The organism is Anaerocolumna sp. AGMB13025, assembly GCF_029689925.1.
Lineage (GTDB): Bacteria > Bacillota > Clostridia > Lachnospirales > Lachnospiraceae > Anaerocolumna.
This window is the reverse complement of sequence record NZ_CP121445.1, coordinates 5,677,852-5,698,711: the sequence shown is the minus strand read 5'-3', so window position 1 is coordinate 5,698,711 and position 20,860 is coordinate 5,677,852. Positions and strand designations below refer to the sequence as shown.

The window sequence follows — 20,860 nt, the reverse complement described above, 5'->3', positions numbered from 1 at the left end:
ATAATACAATAAAAATTCGTGGAGGTTAAGTTATGAGTCATAAAGAGTATTGGAATAGTGTAGCAGAGAAAAAGGAATTTACTACCCCTTTTAATTTAGATGAATTTGTTCAGTATGTGAGTGAAGATGCAGCCATTTTAGATCTTGGCTGTGGGTACGGAAGAACGTTGAATGATATATATCAGCATGGATTTCGAAACCTTGTTGGTATTGATTTTTCAGAGGGAATGATTAATAGAGGGAAAAAGCAATTTCCTTTCCTGGATTTAAGAGTCAAATGTAATAAAGATATAGATTTTGATGATAATTCTTTTGACGCAGTCATTTTATTTGCCGTTCTGACATGCATTTCGTCTGATCTGGAACAACTAGATTTAGTGAAAGAAATCAAACGAGTACTAAAACCTGGCGGATACCTTTTTATTAATGATTTTCTTTTAAATAATGATGAGCGTAATTTGATGAGGTATGCCGCCTATGAAAAAAAATATGGGTACGGAACGTTTGAATTAACTGAGGGGGCAGTTTTACGACATCACCATATTGATTATATTGAATCACTATTAATTTCATTTACAAAATGTAAAATGGAAGAGGTTACGTTTAAGACGATGAATGGAAATCAATCGAATGGCTTTTTTTATATCGGCAGGAAGGAGTAAGGGTTCACTGGTGGTTGAACCATTCTTATCAGAAAATATCAGACACGACCTTTGTTCTTTTGCCCTGTAGTATTTCAATTTTTGATGCGAACCATTTCGGTCAGAGAAGAATGAATCAAATGATACGGTTCAACATCTAATGAAAGTTTGCTAAAGTAATTTACAATAATGGATAAATGTGGCAATATAATATTTGTAGTATGTATTAGGATAAGCTCCAAATGATAATTTCCTAGAACAAGTTACGTCAATCGGAATACCGTACAGTGACGAGATTTCGGGTTTGCATCAAGTGAGAGCCTTTGCAGATACAGGTATGTTTCGGCAAGCAAAAGGATTAATTTGCACAAATATACGGAAAGAGGAAGAAGCTCAATTAATGAAAGTGATATGTGAAGAAGAGGGATTAGTAGATTTTCCGATTTTGGCAAATATAGATTTTGGTCATAGAACACCTATGATGGTGATTCCCATGGGGGCACTTGCTGAATTAGATTGTGATAACGCAAAATTTACTATATTGGAATCTGCTGTTATAGAGTAATACTAATGACAAATTCACTCATAACTATGTTTTCTTTTAGGTCACTCTGGCTGTATTGAGTTGCAAAATTGTAAGGTTTTTGAACTTTGGCTTTGAATGGGGATAATGTTTTTAGAAATTTTATGTAACGTATGCGCGAATAGGCGGCTGCATTCTCTTTCTTGTAGCCATTCGCGCATACGTTACACAAAATTTCTAAAAAACATTATCCCCATTCTCTCCCAAGTAATTAACTCTTTGATTTGCAACAGCTTCTTCGTCATATTCCTTTTGCTACTGACCACGTATTTGGTTTTCTTAGTACAAGTCAGAGCCTCATCAAAAGATGAAGAATCCAAAAACAATCAAAAATAATCAAAAAAATCAAACAAAAATCATAAACAAAAAACAAAAATTATAAACAAAAATAATAAAATAAAAACGATATACAAAAATAATAAATAAAAATTATAAACGAAAGTAATAAATAATATAAAAAACGAAAATTAAAACGAAAATATAAAGCGAAAATTAATAATGGAATTAACAATCGAATAAAATAAAGCGAAAAAAATTACGAAAATTAATTGTGCATATAGGCAAAATAGTAAAAATAGTGCTTGTTGAAGTAAATATATTCCATTTAAATTATGGAAAGATAATTATATAATGAAACAGGACAAAGGGAATTGCATAAAAATAATAAATTTTTGATAACTTTTTTGGCTATTGTGCTCATAATATTATTGATGACTGTAAGTGGTAGAATGTCACCGCTAAATTGAACGAAGCAAAGGGGAGATGCGAAAGGATAAAGACGGTAAGACCAAAATTGGCTGTTTACCGGTTAAAACAAGCAACAACTAATAATAAAGATGGAAATGTGATTTGGACTTAAGCTGATATACGGCAAAACGCCGGAGGCTCTAAAATGCATGAGGTCATATCACATTAACATAAATAAAATTATATTTAGGAGGAGTATTATGAAAAAAGTTATTGCGTTACTGATGGCTATGATGATGCTTGTATCACTCGCTGCATGTGCGAAGAAAGATGATAGCACATCTACGGGCAGTAATGAAACTGCCTCAACCGAAACACCTACTGCAACCGCAACCGAAACACCTGCTGCAACCGAAACACCTGCTGTTACTCAGAGTGAGTCTACCGACCTTACTATGTGGTGTATCGCAGTAGAGAGCGATTCAAATCGCCATGCTTATGAAACTGCCATCGCTGATTTCCAGGCAGCTCATCCAGAAATCAACCTTAAATGGGAAGCTACACAAAACCAGGATTATAAGACAAAAATTAAAGCTGCTGCAGCAGCAAATGAACTGCCAGATATTTTCTTTACATGGGGCGGCGGTTTCCTTAGAGAATTTGTTGACGCTGGTCGTGTTTACAGCTTAGATGATGCTTATGCTGCTTATGCTTCTGAATTACCTGATAAAGTGTTAGTAAACCACAAATATGACGGCAAGCTTTATGCTGCACCAACAAATTATAATGTTGTTGCTATGTTTGCTAATATGGAACTTCTGAAACAAGCAGGTTTCGATAAGGTTCCTGGTACATATGAAGAACTGCTTGCTTGCTGTGACGCTCTTGTTAAAAAGGGAATTATTCCTTTTGGCTGTTCAGGGAAAGAAACCTGGTGTGTAACCGAGTATCTTGAGTCTATGATCGAGAAGAGTGTTGGTGCTTCCGCACTTACTGATATGTATCTTGGCAAAACTCCATGGAATAATGAAGGTGTTATCAATGCAGTCACTAATTTTCAGGATATGATTAATAAGAAGTATTTTGATCCGGAAGGAATTGCACTTAGTAATGACGAAGTTAAAGCAAACTTCATAGCAGGAAAGTACGCTTTCTATATTAATGGTACATGGAACTGTGCAAGTTTTGTTGATATAGCTGATAAGATTCAGGTTGCAGAATTCCCGGTTATTGATTCTTCCAAGTCTCAGTTGGGCGAGCTTATCGGCGGTCCTAGTGATTCACTTGCTGTTTCAGCTAATTCTAAGAATGCTGATGTTGCTGCAAAGGCTGCATTAGAACTTGCTAAAGGCGTTTGCCATTATGGTTACCTTGACGGCAATGGACTTCCTGCATGGACTCCAGATTATGATACCAGCAAACTCAATCCACTGACACTGTCAGTTGCTGAAATTATGAATAATTCAAAGCAGAGTGTTTTATTTGGTGATGGTATTCAGTCTGCTGATAATGCAAATATTTATCTTGACTATGTTAACCAGATTTATGCTTCTGCAATAGATGGTAAGGCATTTGCTGAAGGTCTGGATAAAGATCTTAAAAAATAGTAATTATGGGAAGTATAGGTTTATATAAGAAACATGAATGAGAGCCATTAAGCGATTCGGTTCTGATTCGATAAAGAAAGAAGCGGTTTCCATACGATTGTCTGGAGCATAATCATCTGGGAACCGCTTCTAATCTATTAGGGAAGGAATCAAGATGAAAAAACTATATAGTAATAAACTGACAATTATTCTTTTTATTCTCCCTGCGCTGATTCTTTTTCTTTTCATTCTTGTTGCACCGATATTTATATCGGGTTATTACAGTTTATTTGATTGGAACGGCTTTGGAACAAAAACTTTCATTGGATTAAATAATTATAAGGAACTGTTTACCAGCAATTCAATCGGCTTTGTGAAGGCTCTGGGCAATGCGCTGCTTTTGGCGCTGCTTTCAGTGGGAATTCAATTGCCTATGGCACTGGGGTTGGCGCTTCTTCTTGGTAAGGGAAGAAAGGGGGAACGAGGTTTCCTTTCAATTTATTTTATGCCCGTTCTTATATCGACTGTTGTTATTGGACAGCTCTGGCTAAAGATTTACAATCCCTCATACGGTATTCTTAATGTAATGCTGAGATCTCTTGGCCTGGACAGTTTGGCTAAGATTTGGCTTGGAGAACAATCTACCGCACTGGGTGCAGTTTTCGTACCTGTTTTATGGCAGTATGTCGGTTATCATATGCTGCTGTTATTTGCCGGTATAAAGAGCGTTCCCCCCGAGTATCGTGAGGCAGCAATGATTGATGGAGCAAGAGAAGGACAGGTAAACCGTTATATTATTTTGCCGTACATAAAGCCAATACTGAAGATAAGCACGATCTTTGCTGTTACAGGCTCCCTTAAGTCTTTTGACTTAATCTATGTATTAACAAATGGCGGACCGTTACACGCAACGGAGGTGCCTAGTACGCTGATGATAAGTATGTTGTTCCTGCGTAATAGATATGGTATGGGCAGTACGATTGCTCTCCTTCTCATTGTGTTGTGCTTCGCATTTGCATTGATTATTGGCCGCATATTCAAGGATAAGGAGGATTAACAACATGAAAATCGGTGATATCTCTCTGAATCAAAATAAGAAATCCAGACCACAGGGTGAATCCTTCCGGAGTAAAGGAATTAAAGGCAAAGAGATTTGGGTATACATCGTATTGGGGATCTGGGCGCTTATTAACCTGTTCCCTGTGTATTGGATGTTTACCTTTTCCCTCAAGAGCAACGATGAAATATTTGGTAAAAATGTTGCCGGTCTTCCGAAAGAGTGGCTATGGTCAAACTATGATAAGGCAGTGAATTCAGGTCACATTGGCAAATATTTTCTGAATAGTGCCATTATTGCCGTCGTGACCATTGCAATCGTTATGCTGTTTTCACTTATGGCGACTTTTGCCCTGACAAGATTTATTTGGAAGGCAAGGAAGCAAATGAACGCATTTTTTATGCTTGGCTTGACGATACCTATTCATGCGGCAATTGTACCTATCTATGTTACTCTTTCAAAATTGCATTTACTGAATACTTACTTAGCTCTTATTATTCCCTATGCCGCCTTTTCCTTAGCCATGGGGATACTTATCTGCACAGGTTTCATGCAAGAATTACCCATAGATCTTGATGAGGCAGCGTGTATCGATGGCTGCAGTACAGGGGGTATTTTCTTCCGTATTATAGTACCTCTGATGAAGCCGGCGGTAGCAACAGTATCAATTTTCACTTTCCTGCAGAGCTGGAACGAGTTGATGTTTGCGACTATCTTTATTAGTGATTCTGTACACAAAACACTGCCTGTCGGTATACAGGCTTTTTATGGACAATTTAACACGGATTGGGGACCAATTGGTGCGGCTTTGGTTTTAGCAACATTCCCGACCCTCATATTCTACATCTTCTTTAGCAAGAAGATACAGGATAGTTTCATTGCAGGAGCAATTAAGGGCTAGTGATAATTTTAATATTATTTTCAGATGGGTTTCGGACTCTGCTTAAGTGGATTTATTAACAACAGAGTCGGAGACCCGTTGTAATATTATCGTTATGGATAACTTTGGATATGCCGTGTTGAAAATATGGAGAAGGTGTGATACGATAATAGGTAGAAAGTATGGTTAAAATTAGTATTTATATAAATATACACGATTGAGGTGCAAAAATGTGGAATGGAGGCAATGGATTAAAACGCGACTTTAGAATGTCGCTGCAGCAAAAGGCTCTGTTAATGCTTATTATTCTGTTGCTTTTTTTCTCTATGATGTTTATGATAACCTCCTCTATCATAATTAAGAAAACGGAAGATGATTTCAAAGCAAGAACATCGGAAACAGCAGTCAATAATGTGGTGTCTACCATCAGAGCAAGTTTGGTCAACTACAATTACTTGACACGTCTGATCATGCTCAATGATAGAGTTGTGAGCTATTTAAAAACAAAAGAAACAGATAGAGAAAAGATATATGATGTAAAAGAGGGGATAAATGAAATACAAAGTTTATATAGCTATATAGATTCGGTATATATCTTCCGCAATGATGGTGAGCATGTAAGTACAGGAATAGGTGAATATTCTATTGATATAAACAGCGTAGAACGTTCTAATATATTGGATGCACGGGGTGCTATAGTCATTTCTATTAATGGCAACGGAACAATTAGCAAAAAAGGAAGTAAACCGTTACTTACCATGTCACGTGCAATCTATGATATTAATTCTCAAAAGCTCTTAGGAATACTAATGATGAACATATCAGGCGATGTGTTTAATGATGCGCTTGCATTACAAAATCCCAGTGGTATGTGTATACTTGATCGCAATGGTACACTTCTATGTGGAAATGAAGAAATCGGTTCATTGTATGATAGCGACTACAATAGTAACAGTATCGTTTATAAGAGTATTCGCTTAGGTGGTGAGAGGAAGACACTGACCGGCAAACTGGCGGTAAAGCCGTTAGTAGTCTTGTGTGCCAGTGGCAAGGGGGCAGAACCAATGCCGCGGGATACCTTACATGCATTGATGATAACTCTGACAGCATTTATCCTGTCAGCATTTGTTTGTGCCTGGTTTATTACAGTTAATATTGCACGACCTATCAGGAATTTAAGTGAAGCAATGGAGCGGACAAGATCATCTGGGTGGCTCAAGAGAATTGATACCGAAATGCCAAACAATGAGATTGGCAGGTTGGCTGAAAGCTACAATAGCATGATAGAGTATCTTAACGAGCTGTTTAATCGCCTGCTGGAGAATGAAAAGAATATGCAAAAGGCAGAGATACGTGTACTCCAAGAGCAGATAAAGCCGCATTTCCTCTATAATACATTAGAGACGATCAGCTATATGGCAGTGCAGGAGAAGGCAAGTAAAGCCCATGATGCGCTGGAAACCCTAGGCAGCTTTTACCGAAATTTCCTCAGCAAAGGTGATCGCGAGATACCACTAAAACGTGAGCTGCGCATTACACAGGATTACCTCGCCCTGCAAAAACTTCGGTATGGAGATATATTTGTAGATGAATATATCCTTGACAATAGTACACTTGATTTTATGATACCTAAGCTGATTCTTCAACCCCTTGTGGAGAACTGTATCTACCATGGAGTACGTCTTAAGGGAGAAAAGTGTGTTATTCGCATTACTACCTGCATGGATGAGGGTGGTTTACATATAATTGTGTACGATTCAGGCGTTGGCATGAGCGCGGAACAGATAAAGAATGTACTGGAAGCAAGCGAGAAGGATGATATAAAGGGACTGTCAGGCTTCGGTCTTCGTGGCACCATTAATCGGATACGCTATTACTATGATTACGACAACATAGTACAGATACGCAGTGATCCAGGCGAGTATACAGAAATAGAGATATATATTCCCAAAATAAGGAAAAATAAAACAGAGGAATAAGTTTGAAAGGTACTTTCAAACTACTTATAAAAGCAGTAACGCAGAAAGGTCTGCGTTATGCAGGAGGAATAAGTTTGAAAGGTACTTTCAAACTACTTATAAAAGCAGTAATGCAGAGAAGGTCTGCGTTATGCAGGAGGTATTAGAATGATGTACCGAGTTATGATCATAGACGATGAGATGTCCGCTCGTAGGCTACTGCAGGCGTCCATAGATTGGCAATCGCTTAATATGGTATTGGTGGGTGAGGCTGAGAGCGGAATAGAGGCAATTAACATCATTGATGAGTTGCGCCCGGATATTGTTTTTGTTGACATTTCTATGCCTTTTATGAATGGGATAGAATTCATAGAGGTTGCAACAAAGCGATATACAGACTTAATGATTATCGTTTTGACAGGATTTGATGATTTTGAGTATGCACGTCAGTGTGTCCGCCTGCCGGTGATAGAATATATGCTTAAACCCATTGTACGGCAAGAGGTGATTGAGGTGCTCACCAAGATAAAGGAAAAACTTGATAAAATCAATACTCGTACACAGGAGACTGGACAGGAAATTACTCCCTCTGATATCGAGAAGATAATGCAGTATTTACGCGATACGTTTACTGATTCTAATATAAACCTAACTTCTGTGGCACAGCATTTTGGATTTAATCCGAGCTATCTTAGCCGGAAATTTAAACAGGAAACAGGAAAGAGCTTTGTCGAATTCCTTATTAAGTGCCGGATGGAACGGGCAATTATGCTGGCAGGAACAAGCAAGAAGATGTTCTGGACTGCCAATGCTGTTGGTATCCCTGACCCGAACTACTTTGGACGCTGCTTCAAAAAATATACGGGCAGCAGCTATTCGGATTATGTCAGCTCACATACCAACCGGTAACAAACCTGCTATTAAGTATATTGGGTATTACAGCTCAATTTTTCAGAAACAGTAATTTGGGAGGAATATATGATAGAGTTGCGTAAGATTGATTCGGATAATGTATGGAAGGTAATTAAGCTTTCGGTGAATATTGAACAGGAGAATTTTGTAGCTACCAATACGAAAAGTATTATAGAAGCATATACTACTATAACTTCGGGAGGAGTAGCTTTACCGTTTGGTATCTACGAAGATGATTGCCTGGTTGGATTTGTTATGTTTGGATATGGTACAACTGGGGAGGAAAGTGACCCAGTAATTGCTCAAAACAATTATTGCATTTGGCGATTCATGATTGATAAAAAATATCAACACCAAGGAATAGGAAAGAAAGCGTTATTCGTATCGTTGCAATACTTAGAATCAATGCCCTGCGGTAATGCGGATTATTGCTGGCTTTCTTATGAACCTGAAAATGTAATTGCAAAAAAACTTTATTCTTCGGTAGGCTTCCATGAAAATGGTGAGATGTGTGAAGGTGAAATTGTATCAGTATTAAAACTGCGTGAGAATTAATTTATTTTGAATAATAGAGTATTACACAGGCTAGAGAACTTGTGAAAATATAGGTTGAATTCATCCTAGATAAAGAGCATAATAAAGAAATATGAGATAGATAAAATGAGCCACATATCAGCGACTTTTGCAATCGTTGATATGTGGCTTTATAAATTCCGGTACTGGTATCACAAAAAATGTTTGAGGATAGTACTTAGCCGTTATATAATATTGTTAGAGACAATTACGTGCAAGTATATTCAAGAAAAGCAATTTATCTTCTGTTACTATGTAATTAAGCGAGGTGAAAGAATGGATTGGATCCGTATTGTACAGAAAGCAATTGACGAGATTGAATTAAATATTTATGAAGAAATGGACGCTGATTTATTATCAGGTCATCAATTTGTTTCTTCCTTTTATTTTCAGAAAATGTTTTCAGCTCTTTGTGGTTGTACGGTTGGAGAGTATATTAGAAACAGAAGATTGACTCTGGCCGGTTATGAAATTGCTAATACAGAACAATCAATACTAAATATAGCTATGAAGTATTGTTATGACTCTGCAGAAGGATTTTCAAAAGCATTTACCAGATTTCATGAGATCTCTCCACTTGCAGCAAGGAAGAATAAATCGAATCTAAAAGCATTTGCTAAAATCTCGCTAATAAAAAATTTAACAGGAGGTAAAGTTATGCTAGGAAATTTAGAGGAAAGAGGCTATATTGTTAAAGAAACCGGAGCAGTATATTATACGACGGATATGGACCGGACATTAAGTTGGTTTACCGACATACTTGGATGGTATGGTCAGATTGAAGCACGCAATGAATTAAATGAGGGAACTTACGGTTGTGTAAATAATATCCCCATTGAAATTGAATCCCTGCGTATAGCACCATTTACAGGTATCCATATGTTTCGGGGTGAGCCTATAAAACGAGTGGTAGGGTTTATGCTTATTCAAGGTGTAGAGCAACTGTATTCCTTTGTTAAAAGCCGCGGCTGGAATGAGATATCAGAGGTTGAGAATCAGCCCTGGGGTGGAAAGACATGTTCCGTTACCACTATTGATGGCAGTATTCTTACTTTCTTTGAATAAGTCAGAAGGAAGCCCTTGATATTTCCGTACATTTAGTTTCATATTATGATGATTCAGGCAGCCAACTGGCTGCCTGAATCTATAGTTTATCATATTAATTTTACCAAAGAAAATTTATAAAGAACAAAATTTAGCAGCGGTCCCTTTTGTGAATGTGAAAGGAAGTTAGAACTACTGTTTTGATGAGTCTTTTATAATAATAATATATCCATAAAATTGTCCATAAGAGATTTTATCCAAATCCGTATCTGTAAGTTTGTTTTCAGAATATAGTTTTTTGACTACCTTTTTAATAATTGTTTCATAATCATCTAAGCTGCATTTTATTGCCGCGACGTTGTCCTCAGTATTTAAAAACTGATTATATAATATAGAGACAGCCTCAGCTTCATTCTCTGCATATAAGTTATTTGCGTAATAATAATCGTGTTTATTATCATCATTCTTAACAAAATCAAGATTTGAATCCAGATCAAAACCACTATCTAATACGTAATCTATCTTCTCCGCATAATCGCTTGAGGTTTGGTATAGCATAAAAGGAATTCCTGAGGTATTTACATTATTCGTACTATCGATCCAATACCATTCCTCCTCTAATTTAACGGCATTCCATGCATGTGGCAGAGTTCGGTCCAGATATCCGGTTAAAACAACACTGTCGACGCCGGCTTCATAGCAGAGTAGTTTGAAAGCATAGGCATAGGACTGGCATACCCCTCGGTTCTTGCATAAGATACCATAGGTATTAAAGGAATCCTCAAAACCAGAGACATCCGAAAAACCGCTTTTCTCAGCTGCATCTAAAGCAGCATCATCATAGGCGGTATTGTCTTCTAAATAATCCCAGATGTCTAATATAATCGCTTCCTCACTGTCTTTGGTATCTATATGCTCTTTGACGATTTGATTGGATTTGGCTAAAATCTCTTTTTGCATGGACTTAATTTTGGCAGTATCGTATGAATATTCGATATTAAGAGTCTTGGTTATGATATTGTAACTATAACTTTTAAGACCCAGAATATAGGGGTTTTGGTAATAAACCTTGTTAAGCGTATCAATTAAGGTTTCTCCGTTTTGCAGGGAAGGAAATGCCTGCAGAGGAATATGTTCCTCACCATTAATCATCTGAAGTGCCAAGTATTCTTCTTCAGAGGAATCCGCAAAAACTGCATATTCGGTTGTAGGTACTTTTGTCTGATTTCCTTCTGCAACTTCATTTTGCGTTGACTTGATTTGTTCATCAACCAAGTTGGCAGAAGTGATTTCTGAAGGAATCGTATTATCCGTATCTGAGACTGTCTGGGATGCACCAGGCTCATCCGTTAATGTAGTAGTAAGATCCATAGGTGTAACATCATAAGAAGAGATATAGGTTTTAATATCCTCCGGTGTATAACCCTCCATATAGAGTCCGCAGTATATGATTCTGCAAACTTCCATGTCTGCCCTGGTATATAAAGCCTCTTCGTCAAATAACAATTTAGATTCCAATGGATAATCGACAGTTTTAGACAAATCGATATTTACATTTTCGTAGGTAGATGCAGCAAGGGTAGGAATAGAATTATCCGGAATAACGTTGATTTCATTTTTAACTGGGTTACCGCTGTATTTGGTATTGGTAGAATTATCAATCTCCTCCGGATATTCATGTTTGTCACTATGATAATCAATGGTACCTGCCAATAAAGTATTTTCTACCTGATATTCATAGGTAGCTTTGTCATAGCCGTCCTCTAATTTCTCATATTTAGAATCTATTTTTTTATAGGAAATGGGATACTGTAAGATACTTTCATCTTTCATTCTGACAGCAACTGTATTTGGTAATCCGTTTTCCGTGTCAATGCTGCCTTTAATTGTATTGGGCATCTGACTATAAAATTTCCAGGGGGATATCTCTGTACTAAAGAAACTTTCCTTGCCATCCTTGACCGCAGTTATGTAATAGTTATCATAATCCATCCAGTTTTCACTGGATACATAGCCATCAATAAAACTGCAATTGTCATTCCCATCTAAGTTAATATCACGAAAAGAGGTATCTGTTGTTTCTGTAAGTAAGTCTAAATGTTCGCCAACATATCCCCGTTCTGCTGCAGATAAAGCAGAAGATGTTTCACTCTGCATAATTACACTGGCTTTATATACCCGGTAGCTGTCAGCACCAACTATTTCAGACCATTTCAAGGTAAAAGTACCATCGGTATTTAATTGATAACCGATATTGGGTGTACTTACTTCATTATAAACTGTGAAGGGTATGATAAGAGGTGTATTCAGTTTTTTGACTTCAGTTGAATTAAAATCATAGTTTACTGATAGATAATAAATTGGAGCATATCCCCAGATATCTTCTTCGGAAGTATTGTTTAATCTGGAATCAATATTAAGTACAGAACTTTTAGGTTTAACAACTACATCAACTCCCTTGGTAGTTTTATAACCATCATTATACTGTAAGACGGTACTTTCTTTTTCGCATTTCCTATCTGTGTGTACCGTTATGGCTTTTACAGGATCCACATCGCTGTTAAAATGAAACACAAATTCTGTATTCTGTTCCACATTATACATCGGTGTCATAACCAAGTCATCGGACTCTTGATACTTTGATTTTAGGCTCATTACGGTTGTATCGGTAGGACCTTTATCTGTGGTTAAAGTATCAGAGGTTGCAGTATTTGAGGTATTATCATTTAAGGTCTGCTTTTCTATTGTCGATAACCCGCAGCCAGATAACAATAAAGAAGTACATAAAATAATGCTGATTAACTTATTTTTCATTTGTGTCTTGCAGAAATTATGTCTCTGCTTTCCTCCCTAAATTTTGTTTAACTAAATATATCAGGCGAAGCATGTATATTAGTTATGGTGATTCCGTATCATTGATATAAAAATTATACAATATAAAATGGATAAAATGTACAGTTTTCAAAAAAAATTTCTTCATAATTCGAAGATTTACATCTTATAGCTAATGCAGCTAAAAAAAGTAAGGATAACACTTGAATAAATATACATAATGGTGTAATATATATACAAACACATGCAAGGCTCATACTGAGGTCTGAAATGATTTGGAAAATACCCGTATTAAAAAAATAAAAGGAGAGATAAACATGGGATATAAGGTATTCGTAGATGGACAGGAAGGAACCACAGGATTAAGAATCCATGACTATTTATCAAAAAGAACAGACTTGGAAATTCTTAAAATCGATTCTGAAAAACGTAAAGATCTGGAGGAAAGAAGCCGTTTATTAAATGATGCAGACATTGCATTCTTATGCCTTCCCGATTTCGCCTCCAGGGAGTCAGTTTCACTAATTAATAATAACAAAACACGAGTTATTGATGCCAGTACAGCATATCGAACAGATAAAAATTGGGTATATGGATTACCAGAGCTTAATAAGGAACAACGCGAGTTAATAAGAAATTCCTCCAGAGTTTCAGTTCCAGGCTGCCATGCTACCGGATTTGCTTTAAGTTTATATCCGTTGGTTTTACAAGGTATCGTTCCAGTAGATTATCCTATTGTATGCAATTCTTTGACCGGCTATAGCGGTGGAGGAAAGAGTCTGATTGACACCTATCAAAACGGAGAATTTAGCGGAAAGAATAGTCCTAAACATTATGGTCTTAAATTAAACCACAAACACTTGCCAGAGATGAAACAAGTTACGGGAATAACATATCCCCCAGTGTTTACCCCTATTGTTGGTAATTATTATAACGGGATGGTCACAACAATACCGTTGGTCTCACGGCTTTTGAATAAAAAAGTAACTGCTAAGGACATATACCATATCTTTACAGAATACTATGCCGACGAACGATTCATAAAAGTATTGCCCTTTGATGAAATCATTCCTTTAGAAAACGGGTTTTTAGATGCAGAAGGATGTATCAATACAAATAGATTTGAACTATATATTACCGGAAATGAGGAACAAATATTAGTTATGACAAGATTTGATAATTTAGGTAAGGGAGCTTCCGGTGCTGCGATCCAAAATATGAATATCATGTTGGGAATGGAGGAAGACACAGGCTTAAACAGTTAAAGGGATTTGATATAACAAGGTAGACATCTGATTCACCTGGCATACAGGTTTAATCAGATGTTTTTCTTTTTCTACGAGGATTTTTAACTCTCATGCCTTGTTATTAACTCGTGATATACAAATTTTAGCATATATGTCATTTTGTGTCGAATTTACATATAATATGCAATAATTTGTTGATTTATGAAAATATGTAATATATAATCTATGTAGTAATTTCATTAATTTCTTTTTATATAGCAGTAACCAGGGAAACTTCGGGAGGTTTAACTGGAAAAAATAATAAGATACTAATTGTTGATGAAACTTTATTATATTTATACGAACAATGATTAGCGGGCTTCTTAAAAAAGACGAGAATGGAAGTGGTGCGTGCAGAATAGGGGAAGCAGGAGTATGAACTAAGGAGTGTATCAGGTTATCGTTAGTAAGAATAGTATAATCAAATATCTGGTTTGAAGCAATGAGGAAAATATGAATTGCGAAATCGTAGTAGGGAAGGAGACAAAAGATGGAAGAACCAAATGTAAATGACTTAGCAGCCGAAGAAGATACACTAAGGGGAAGATACCTGACATTCACTCTGGGAAAAGAATTTTACGGCATAGAAATCAGATATGTCACAGAAATCATTGGCATCCAGTCTATTACGGAACTGCCTGAGCTATCGGAATATTTTAAAGGAATTATTAATCTAAGGGGGATTATAGTTCCGGTTATGGATGTCAGGCTCCGTTTTAAGAAGGAATTCATAGAGTATAATGACAGAACCTGTATCATTGTCATTAATATTAATGAGATATCGGTTGGATTAATTGTAGACAGTGTATCCGAGGTACTCTCCATAGAGGATCAAAATATTGTAGAGCCGCCGAAGCTGAACAGAGGCGGTCAGAGCAGATTTGTTCAAAGCATTGGAAAGGTTGGCAGTGATGTGAAGCTGTTACTGGACTGTGAGAAACTACTCTCTGAGGATGATATGGAAGAGTTGGATAGAGTAGTACTATAGCAAATATGCAATGCAAATATGCAATGCAATGATGCATGCAGATATATGAAGATTTTTGAAATAAAGTTTGTTAATTAAACTTATGATTCTAAGGAGGAAGCCATATGCTAAAGGGTTTTAAAAATTTTAAAATAGCAACAAAATTGATTCTGTCATTTATTCTGGTAGCATTAATTGCTGGTGTTGTCGGAGCGGTAGGACTGGTTAATATTATATCAATTAATAATGCAGATTCCCAATTGTATGACGATAATACACAAGGAATCCGAATTATAGCAGATGCGGATGTTTCGTTTCAAAGACTCAGAATCAATTTGCTGAAGATTCTTACTGACAGTAACAATACAGAAACCTATAAGGAAAAAATACAGACCTATTCGGATACAATGAACAGTATGATTACGTCTTATGAGGAGACTATATCACAGGCTGAGGATAGAAAACTGTATGAACAGCTGAGCAAGGATAAAGAGGGTTTTGATAATGCACTAAAGGAAGTAATGTCCGCCGTTGAAGCTTCACAAATGGATGAGGCCAAATCGATCATTCTGGGAGATGCACAGACAACGGCTGATACGTTACAGACCTCCTTTGATAACCTTTTCCAATACAATTCTGATGCTGCCGCTGATAAATCAAAAAGCAACGATCAGTTGGCTTCCTCATCTATTATAACTATGATAATCATCATTATTGCTGGAGTATTTCTGGCAATTGTATTAGGACTTATTATTTCCAGAATGATCAGCAAGCCTATTAATATTATGGTTACCGCTGCCGATAAACTGGCCCTTGGAGATGTTAATGCCAATGTAGAGGTATATTCAAAGGATGAAACCGGAAGTCTGGCAGATTCGTTTAGAAGGATGATTACGAATATACGAACTCAGGCAATTACTGCGGAAAAAATTGCAGGCGGAGATCTCACAGTTGATGTTTCAATTAATTCAGATAATGATTTACTAGGCAAAAAATTACATGAGATGGTGGAGAAAAATAATGAAGTCCTCTCGAGTATTGCAGTAGCCTCTGATTTGGTTGCCGCAGGTGCCAAACAGATGTCAGATGCAAGTATAGCCTTGTCCCAGGGAGCAACAGAACAGGCAAGCTCCGTAGAAGAATTGACCTCCTCACTGGAAGAGATATCCGTACAGACAAAGATTAATGCAGAGAATGCTAATAAAGCGAATGAACTGGCGGAAATTGCAAAAAATAATGCCATGGACGGTAATTCTCAGATGAAAGAAATGCAGAAGGCTATGGAAGAAATTAATATATCCTCCGAAAATATCTCTAAGATTATCAAAGTTATTGATGAAATTGCCTTCCAGACCAATATCCTGGCATTGAATGCTGCTGTAGAAGCAGCAAGGGCAGGTCAGCATGGCAAGGGCTTTGCCGTTGTTGCAGAAGAAGTCAGAAACCTGGCTGCCAGATCGGCAAATGCGGCAAAGGAAACAACAGATATGATTGAAGGATCTATTCGTAAAGTCGAGGTTGGTACGAAATTTGCTAACGAGACTGCACAAGCCCTGAACCGGATTGTGGAGGATGTATCAAAAGCAACTTCACTGGTTAGTGATATTGCGATAGCCTCCAATGAGCAGGCGGCGGCTATTGAACAGGTAAATCAGGGTATTATGCAGGTATCTCAGGTTATACAGACAAATTCCGCTACTTCCGAAGAAAGTGCTGCCGCCAGTGAAGAATTGGCCGGACAGGCAGAGGTACTTAAGGAATCCGTTAGTAAGTTCAGTCTGAAAAAGAATTATGCAAATACCAGGCAGTATGATGAATTAAATCCTGAAGTCATTCAAATGCTGGAAAAACGATTTAGCCAGAAAAAAAGTTCTCAGGTAAACGGAGAAAAGGAAAAAGTGAATTCGGGCAATAATGCAAGAATTGTATTATCTGACAGTGAATTCGGAAAATATTAAGCTTGTATTATAGTATAATAAATTAAAATAAGGTATTATTTCAAAAAGTAGTTTACTATTTGATTTTAATTAATAAAAAGTGGTATGTCTTTGGTAATTTAAATGACATGCCATTTTTTTATTGCATAGGAAACTTCTTCGAACTTACCTCGTATGTTAAATTGATATTAGTTCCTTACTCTTTTCTTGAGTAAGTGTATACTGTTTATAGGCACTGTGGATTAGTCGAACTTACCTAACGCTTAGACGTTTGTTCATAGGCTATAACCACAGTTGCCTGCTTAAATGTTGATCAGTTAGATAACGCATGACGTTTTAATTAGCACGAGGCTACATAGCAGGCAGTTCTGTGGAATAAGCAACAGTGTCAATCTACTAAAAGGAGCTATTATTATGATTTACGTAGGCATTGATGTCGCAAAGAATAAACACGATTGTCTTATCACCAGTTCGGACGGCGAAATTCTTTTCCCTGTCTTCACCATTTCTAATGATCTTATTGGATTTTCTCTTTTGCTTCAACGTATGCAATCCTTCACCAATAACCCTGAAACAATAAAAATAGGGCTGGAAGCAACTGGTCATTATAGCAACAATATCGCTGATTTCCTCGCTAATAAAAACTACCACATTTTTATTATCAATCCGCTTCACACTAGTCTATACAAAAAAAGTCTAAGCTTTAGAAAGACGAAAACGGACAAGGCTGACGCCCAATCAATCGTATCAATGCTGATGACACAGAAGCTAACGCCCTATGCACCTGCATCATACCATGAAAAAGAACTAAAGTCACTAACAAGATATCGTTTTAACCTTGTAAAAGATTGCTCCAGGCTCAAAGTATCGTTCGCTAGGTTGATGAATATCATTTTTCCCGAATTAGAGAAAATAGTTCATGAACTACAGGTTAATTCGATTTATCACCTTATGAGTGAATACACCAATACTAACGCTATTTCAAAGGCTCATCTGACTCGTTTGACTAACCTTTTATCAAAACATTCAAAAGGTCACTATGGTCGTCAAAAAGCAATTGATATCAAAGAAGCAGCCAAACAATCAATCGGAACCTGCGATGGCATACAGACCATTGAATTACAACAAACCCTAGCTCGCATTTTTCTGCTGCAGGAACAAACCGAAGTGATTGAGAAAAGAATAAAAGAGATTGTTAAAAATATAGATTCTCCTTTTATAACGATTCCCGGTATTTCTTATACAACTGCAGCTATCATTCATGCCGAAATAGGTGATTTTTCTGATTTTTCTAATGCCGAAAAAATACTTGCATTTGCCGGAATGGAGCCATCTATCTATCAATCTGGGCAGTATACGTCTACCCATGCCAAAATGGTTAAAAGAGGCTCAAAATACCTGCGTTTCGCACTTTATACAGCCGCTAAAAATGTTGGTAAATGGGATACTAATTTCAGTTTATTCTTACAGAAAAAACTGGCAGAAGGAAAACCTTATAATGTTGCAGTTTCCCACGTTGCAAAAAAACTGGTCAGAGTTCTTTACTGTATGGAAATGAAACATGAAGCTTACATAAAGTAGTTCTTATCTCTCATATCAATTTTTCAAGGCAGCTTTCAAGGTGCTTTATTTGTCATGCTATTTTCAAGGTACAATTATATAACAGTAAACTAATATAAAATAACTACTTGACATAGTTAGTCTATGCAATAAAAAAGCCTTCCAGGCAGGATGCGCATGACGCACTTAAGGAAGATTGTCACTGTCGTGACAGTGCGTCAGCGCTAGAGTCTGGCGAGCCAGACTCTTTGTTCTTTATAAGAAAAAACCAAACTACACTAAAAAGTAGAGATTTAATACGCTGATTTATAGATATTACATGAAAAAGTATTACAAACCTTAAAAAATATGTGATATGATATAGGATTTTTGATGTATTAGCAATAGATTATTTCTTATAGAATAATGACAGCAAGATGATGCGATTTAGAAAGGGGCTGGATGTAAGATGGCTTTGAAAGTGAAACAGAACAATATAACAGTGAATAAAACTTTACATAAGAAGAGAAAAAATAATATAGAAGGTAAGAAGATGTTCTTGCTTATTCTTCCTTTTCTTATTTTGTGTTTTATGTTTTCCTACTACCCGTTACATGGATGGATATATGCGTTCTACGATTATAGAGCTCCACTCAAATTATCGCAAACGGAATTTGTTGGTTTTAAGTGGTTTAAAGCATTATATAGTAATCCAACACAGGTAAAACAGATACTTATCGTTTTAAAAAATACGTTTGCAATGAGTTTTTTAGGACTGGCAACTTCTTTCCTTCCTGTTTTATTTGCTATATTTTTAAGTGAAATTAATAGTAAAAAGTTTAAAAATTTAGTGCAGACATTAACTACCCTGCCGAACTTCATCAGCTGGACATTAGTGTATTCTGTTGCCTTCAGTCTGTTTTCTACAACCGGTATGGTAAATAGTGTATTAAAACAGTTAGAGCTTATTTCAGCGCCACTTAAATTTTTGGACAGCAATAATCATGTTTGGCTTATGATGATTATGTGGAGTATCTGGAAGGGCTTAGGCTGGGGCTCTATTATGTATCTGGCTGCGATTGCCGGTATTGATCAGGAAATGTTTGAGGCAGCTAAAGTAGACGGCGCAGGAAGATTTCACATTATTAAAAATATTACAATCCCATCCTTAATGCCTACTTATCTGGTTATGTTGATGTTTACGGTATCCAGTTTTTTATCAAATGGCATGGATCAGTATTATGTATTCCAGAACGCATTTAACAAACAGCACATTCAGGTACTTGATTTGTATGTATATAATATTGGTATGACAGGTAAAAGTTTATCGTTAGCAACAGCAATCGGCATCCTCAAGAGCTTGGTAAGTATAACATTGTTATTCTTTGTTAACTTTATATCCAAAAAGACCAGAGGCGAAAGCATTATTTAGAGAGGAGTACAGCATGAAGAATGATAAGAAAGTCAGCAATAAGATAAAACTTACAACAAGTGATATCCTGTTTCACATATTCAATTATACTTTTTTTGCAGTATTTACAATTATATGTTTTTATCCATTTTACTATTTGATTATTAATTCAATCAGTTCCAATGAGTTAAGTGCCAATGGCTATATTAACCTCATTCCAAAGCAGATGCATCTTCAGAATTATATTGATGTATTTAAATTAAGCGGGTTAGGAAATGCAGCACTCGTCTCTGTAACCCGAACAGTTATCGGTACTGCATGTACTGTTATGGCATCCGCATTTTTAGGATTTATATTTAGTCAGCAGAAATTATGGCATAGAAGATTATGGTACAGAGCAGTTGTAATTACCATGTATTTCAGTGCTGGTTTAATTCCAATGTTCATGACGATGAAATCCTTAGGGCTTACCAATAGCTTCTGGGTTTATATTATACCGGCCATTGTACAGCCGTTTAACATCATTATGGTAAAAACCTATGTGGAATCAATTCCGGCTTCACTTCAGGAAGCGGCAGAGGTAGACGGTGCAGGTGTATTAACAAGATTCTTTAAAATTATACTTCCCACCAGCACACCGATACTTGCTACCATTGCAATCTGGGCAGCGGTAGGTCAGTGGAATTCCTTCCAGGATACCCTGATTTATATAACAGATCAAAAACTGTATTCCTTACAGTATCTGCTGTATACCTATATCAATCAGGCAAGTTCCCTGGCATCTTTGGTGAAATCATCCGGTAATGTGTCAGCAGTTTCCAGTCTTGTAACTATGCAGACACCGACATCGATTCGTATGACAATTTCTGTAATCGTTGTTTTGCCAATATTATTTATTTACCCGATGTTCCAAAAGTATTTTGTAAAAGGCATCATGATTGGAGCAGTTAAGGGTTAATTAAAAATT

16 protein-coding genes are annotated in these 20,860 nt (G+C 36.6%); 15 read left to right on the top strand and 1 reads right to left on the bottom strand.

Annotated features, from left to right (window positions below):
* The first annotated feature begins 32 nt into the window (after positions 1-32).
* The 9 genes from QA584_RS23655 to QA584_RS23615 all read left to right on the top strand — a co-directional run bounded on the left by QA584_RS23655 (position 33) and on the right by QA584_RS23615 (position 9,942).
* Positions 33-662 carry a class I SAM-dependent methyltransferase gene (locus QA584_RS23655; protein WP_278271568.1) on the top strand — a complete coding sequence of 210 codons (630 nt, stop codon included), beginning with the start codon at positions 33-35 and terminating at the stop codon, positions 660-662.
* Between the two features lie 292 nt (positions 663-954).
* Positions 955-1,206 carry a hypothetical protein gene (locus tag QA584_RS23650; protein ID WP_278275230.1) on the top strand — a complete coding sequence of 84 codons (252 nt, stop codon included), beginning with the start codon at positions 955-957 and terminating at the stop codon, positions 1,204-1,206.
* A gap of 965 nt (positions 1,207-2,171) precedes the next feature.
* Positions 2,172-3,518 carry an ABC transporter substrate-binding protein gene (locus QA584_RS23645; RefSeq protein WP_278271567.1) on the top strand — a complete coding sequence of 449 codons (1,347 nt, stop codon included), beginning with the start codon at positions 2,172-2,174 and terminating at the stop codon, positions 3,516-3,518.
* Positions 3,519-3,672: 154 nt separating this feature from the next.
* Entirely contained in the window at positions 3,673-4,554 is an 882-nt protein-coding gene (locus tag QA584_RS23640) for a carbohydrate ABC transporter permease (protein WP_278271566.1), read from the top strand.
* A gap of 4 nt (positions 4,555-4,558) precedes the next feature.
* Positions 4,559-5,455: a carbohydrate ABC transporter permease gene (locus tag QA584_RS23635; RefSeq protein WP_278271565.1), complete on the top strand. Its 897-nt coding sequence runs from the start codon at positions 4,559-4,561 to the stop codon at positions 5,453-5,455.
* Positions 5,456-5,664: 209 nt separating this feature from the next.
* Positions 5,665-7,413: a sensor histidine kinase gene (locus QA584_RS23630; RefSeq protein ID WP_278271564.1), complete on the top strand. Its 1,749-nt coding sequence runs from the start codon at positions 5,665-5,667 to the stop codon at positions 7,411-7,413.
* A 147-nt stretch (positions 7,414-7,560) separates the two neighbouring features.
* On the top strand, positions 7,561-8,301 hold the full coding sequence (locus tag QA584_RS23625; protein WP_278271563.1) for a response regulator transcription factor: 741 nt from the start codon (positions 7,561-7,563) through the stop codon (positions 8,299-8,301).
* Between the two features lie 69 nt (positions 8,302-8,370).
* Positions 8,371-8,859, top strand: coding sequence for a GNAT family N-acetyltransferase (locus QA584_RS23620; RefSeq protein ID WP_278271562.1), 489 nt, complete (start codon positions 8,371-8,373; stop codon positions 8,857-8,859).
* A gap of 294 nt (positions 8,860-9,153) precedes the next feature.
* On the top strand, positions 9,154-9,942 hold the full coding sequence (locus tag QA584_RS23615; protein ID WP_278271561.1) for a helix-turn-helix domain-containing protein: 789 nt from the start codon (positions 9,154-9,156) through the stop codon (positions 9,940-9,942).
* A gap of 171 nt (positions 9,943-10,113) precedes the next feature.
* Here the strand turns inward: QA584_RS23615 and QA584_RS23610 are convergent, their stop codons facing one another.
* On the bottom strand, positions 10,114-12,735 hold the full coding sequence (locus tag QA584_RS23610; RefSeq protein WP_278271560.1) for a transglutaminase domain-containing protein: 2,622 nt from the start codon (positions 12,733-12,735) through the stop codon (positions 10,114-10,116).
* Between the two features lie 335 nt (positions 12,736-13,070).
* Between QA584_RS23610 and argC the strand changes: the two genes are divergently transcribed.
* The 6 genes from argC to QA584_RS23580 all read left to right on the top strand — a co-directional run bounded on the left by argC (position 13,071) and on the right by QA584_RS23580 (position 20,851).
* Entirely contained in the window at positions 13,071-14,018 is a 948-nt protein-coding gene (gene argC, locus QA584_RS23605; RefSeq protein WP_278271559.1) for an N-acetyl-gamma-glutamyl-phosphate reductase, read from the top strand.
* 511 nt (positions 14,019-14,529) lie between these two features.
* Complete coding sequence (locus QA584_RS23600) at positions 14,530-15,027, top strand: chemotaxis protein CheW (RefSeq protein WP_278271558.1); 498 nt, start codon at positions 14,530-14,532, stop codon at positions 15,025-15,027.
* Between the two features lie 104 nt (positions 15,028-15,131).
* Positions 15,132-16,964: a methyl-accepting chemotaxis protein gene (locus QA584_RS23595; RefSeq protein ID WP_278271557.1), complete on the top strand. Its 1,833-nt coding sequence runs from the start codon at positions 15,132-15,134 to the stop codon at positions 16,962-16,964.
* Positions 16,965-17,357: 393 nt separating this feature from the next.
* Positions 17,358-18,524, top strand: a complete 1,167-nt coding sequence (locus QA584_RS23590) for an IS110 family transposase (RefSeq protein ID WP_278271556.1) — start codon at positions 17,358-17,360, stop codon at positions 18,522-18,524.
* Positions 18,525-18,951: 427 nt separating this feature from the next.
* Positions 18,952-19,914, top strand: a complete 963-nt coding sequence (locus QA584_RS23585; protein WP_331487732.1) for an ABC transporter permease subunit — start codon at positions 18,952-18,954, stop codon at positions 19,912-19,914.
* Between the two features lie 13 nt (positions 19,915-19,927).
* Entirely contained in the window at positions 19,928-20,851 is a 924-nt protein-coding gene (locus QA584_RS23580; protein ID WP_278271555.1) for a carbohydrate ABC transporter permease, read from the top strand.
* Positions 20,852-20,860 lie beyond the last annotated feature (9 nt).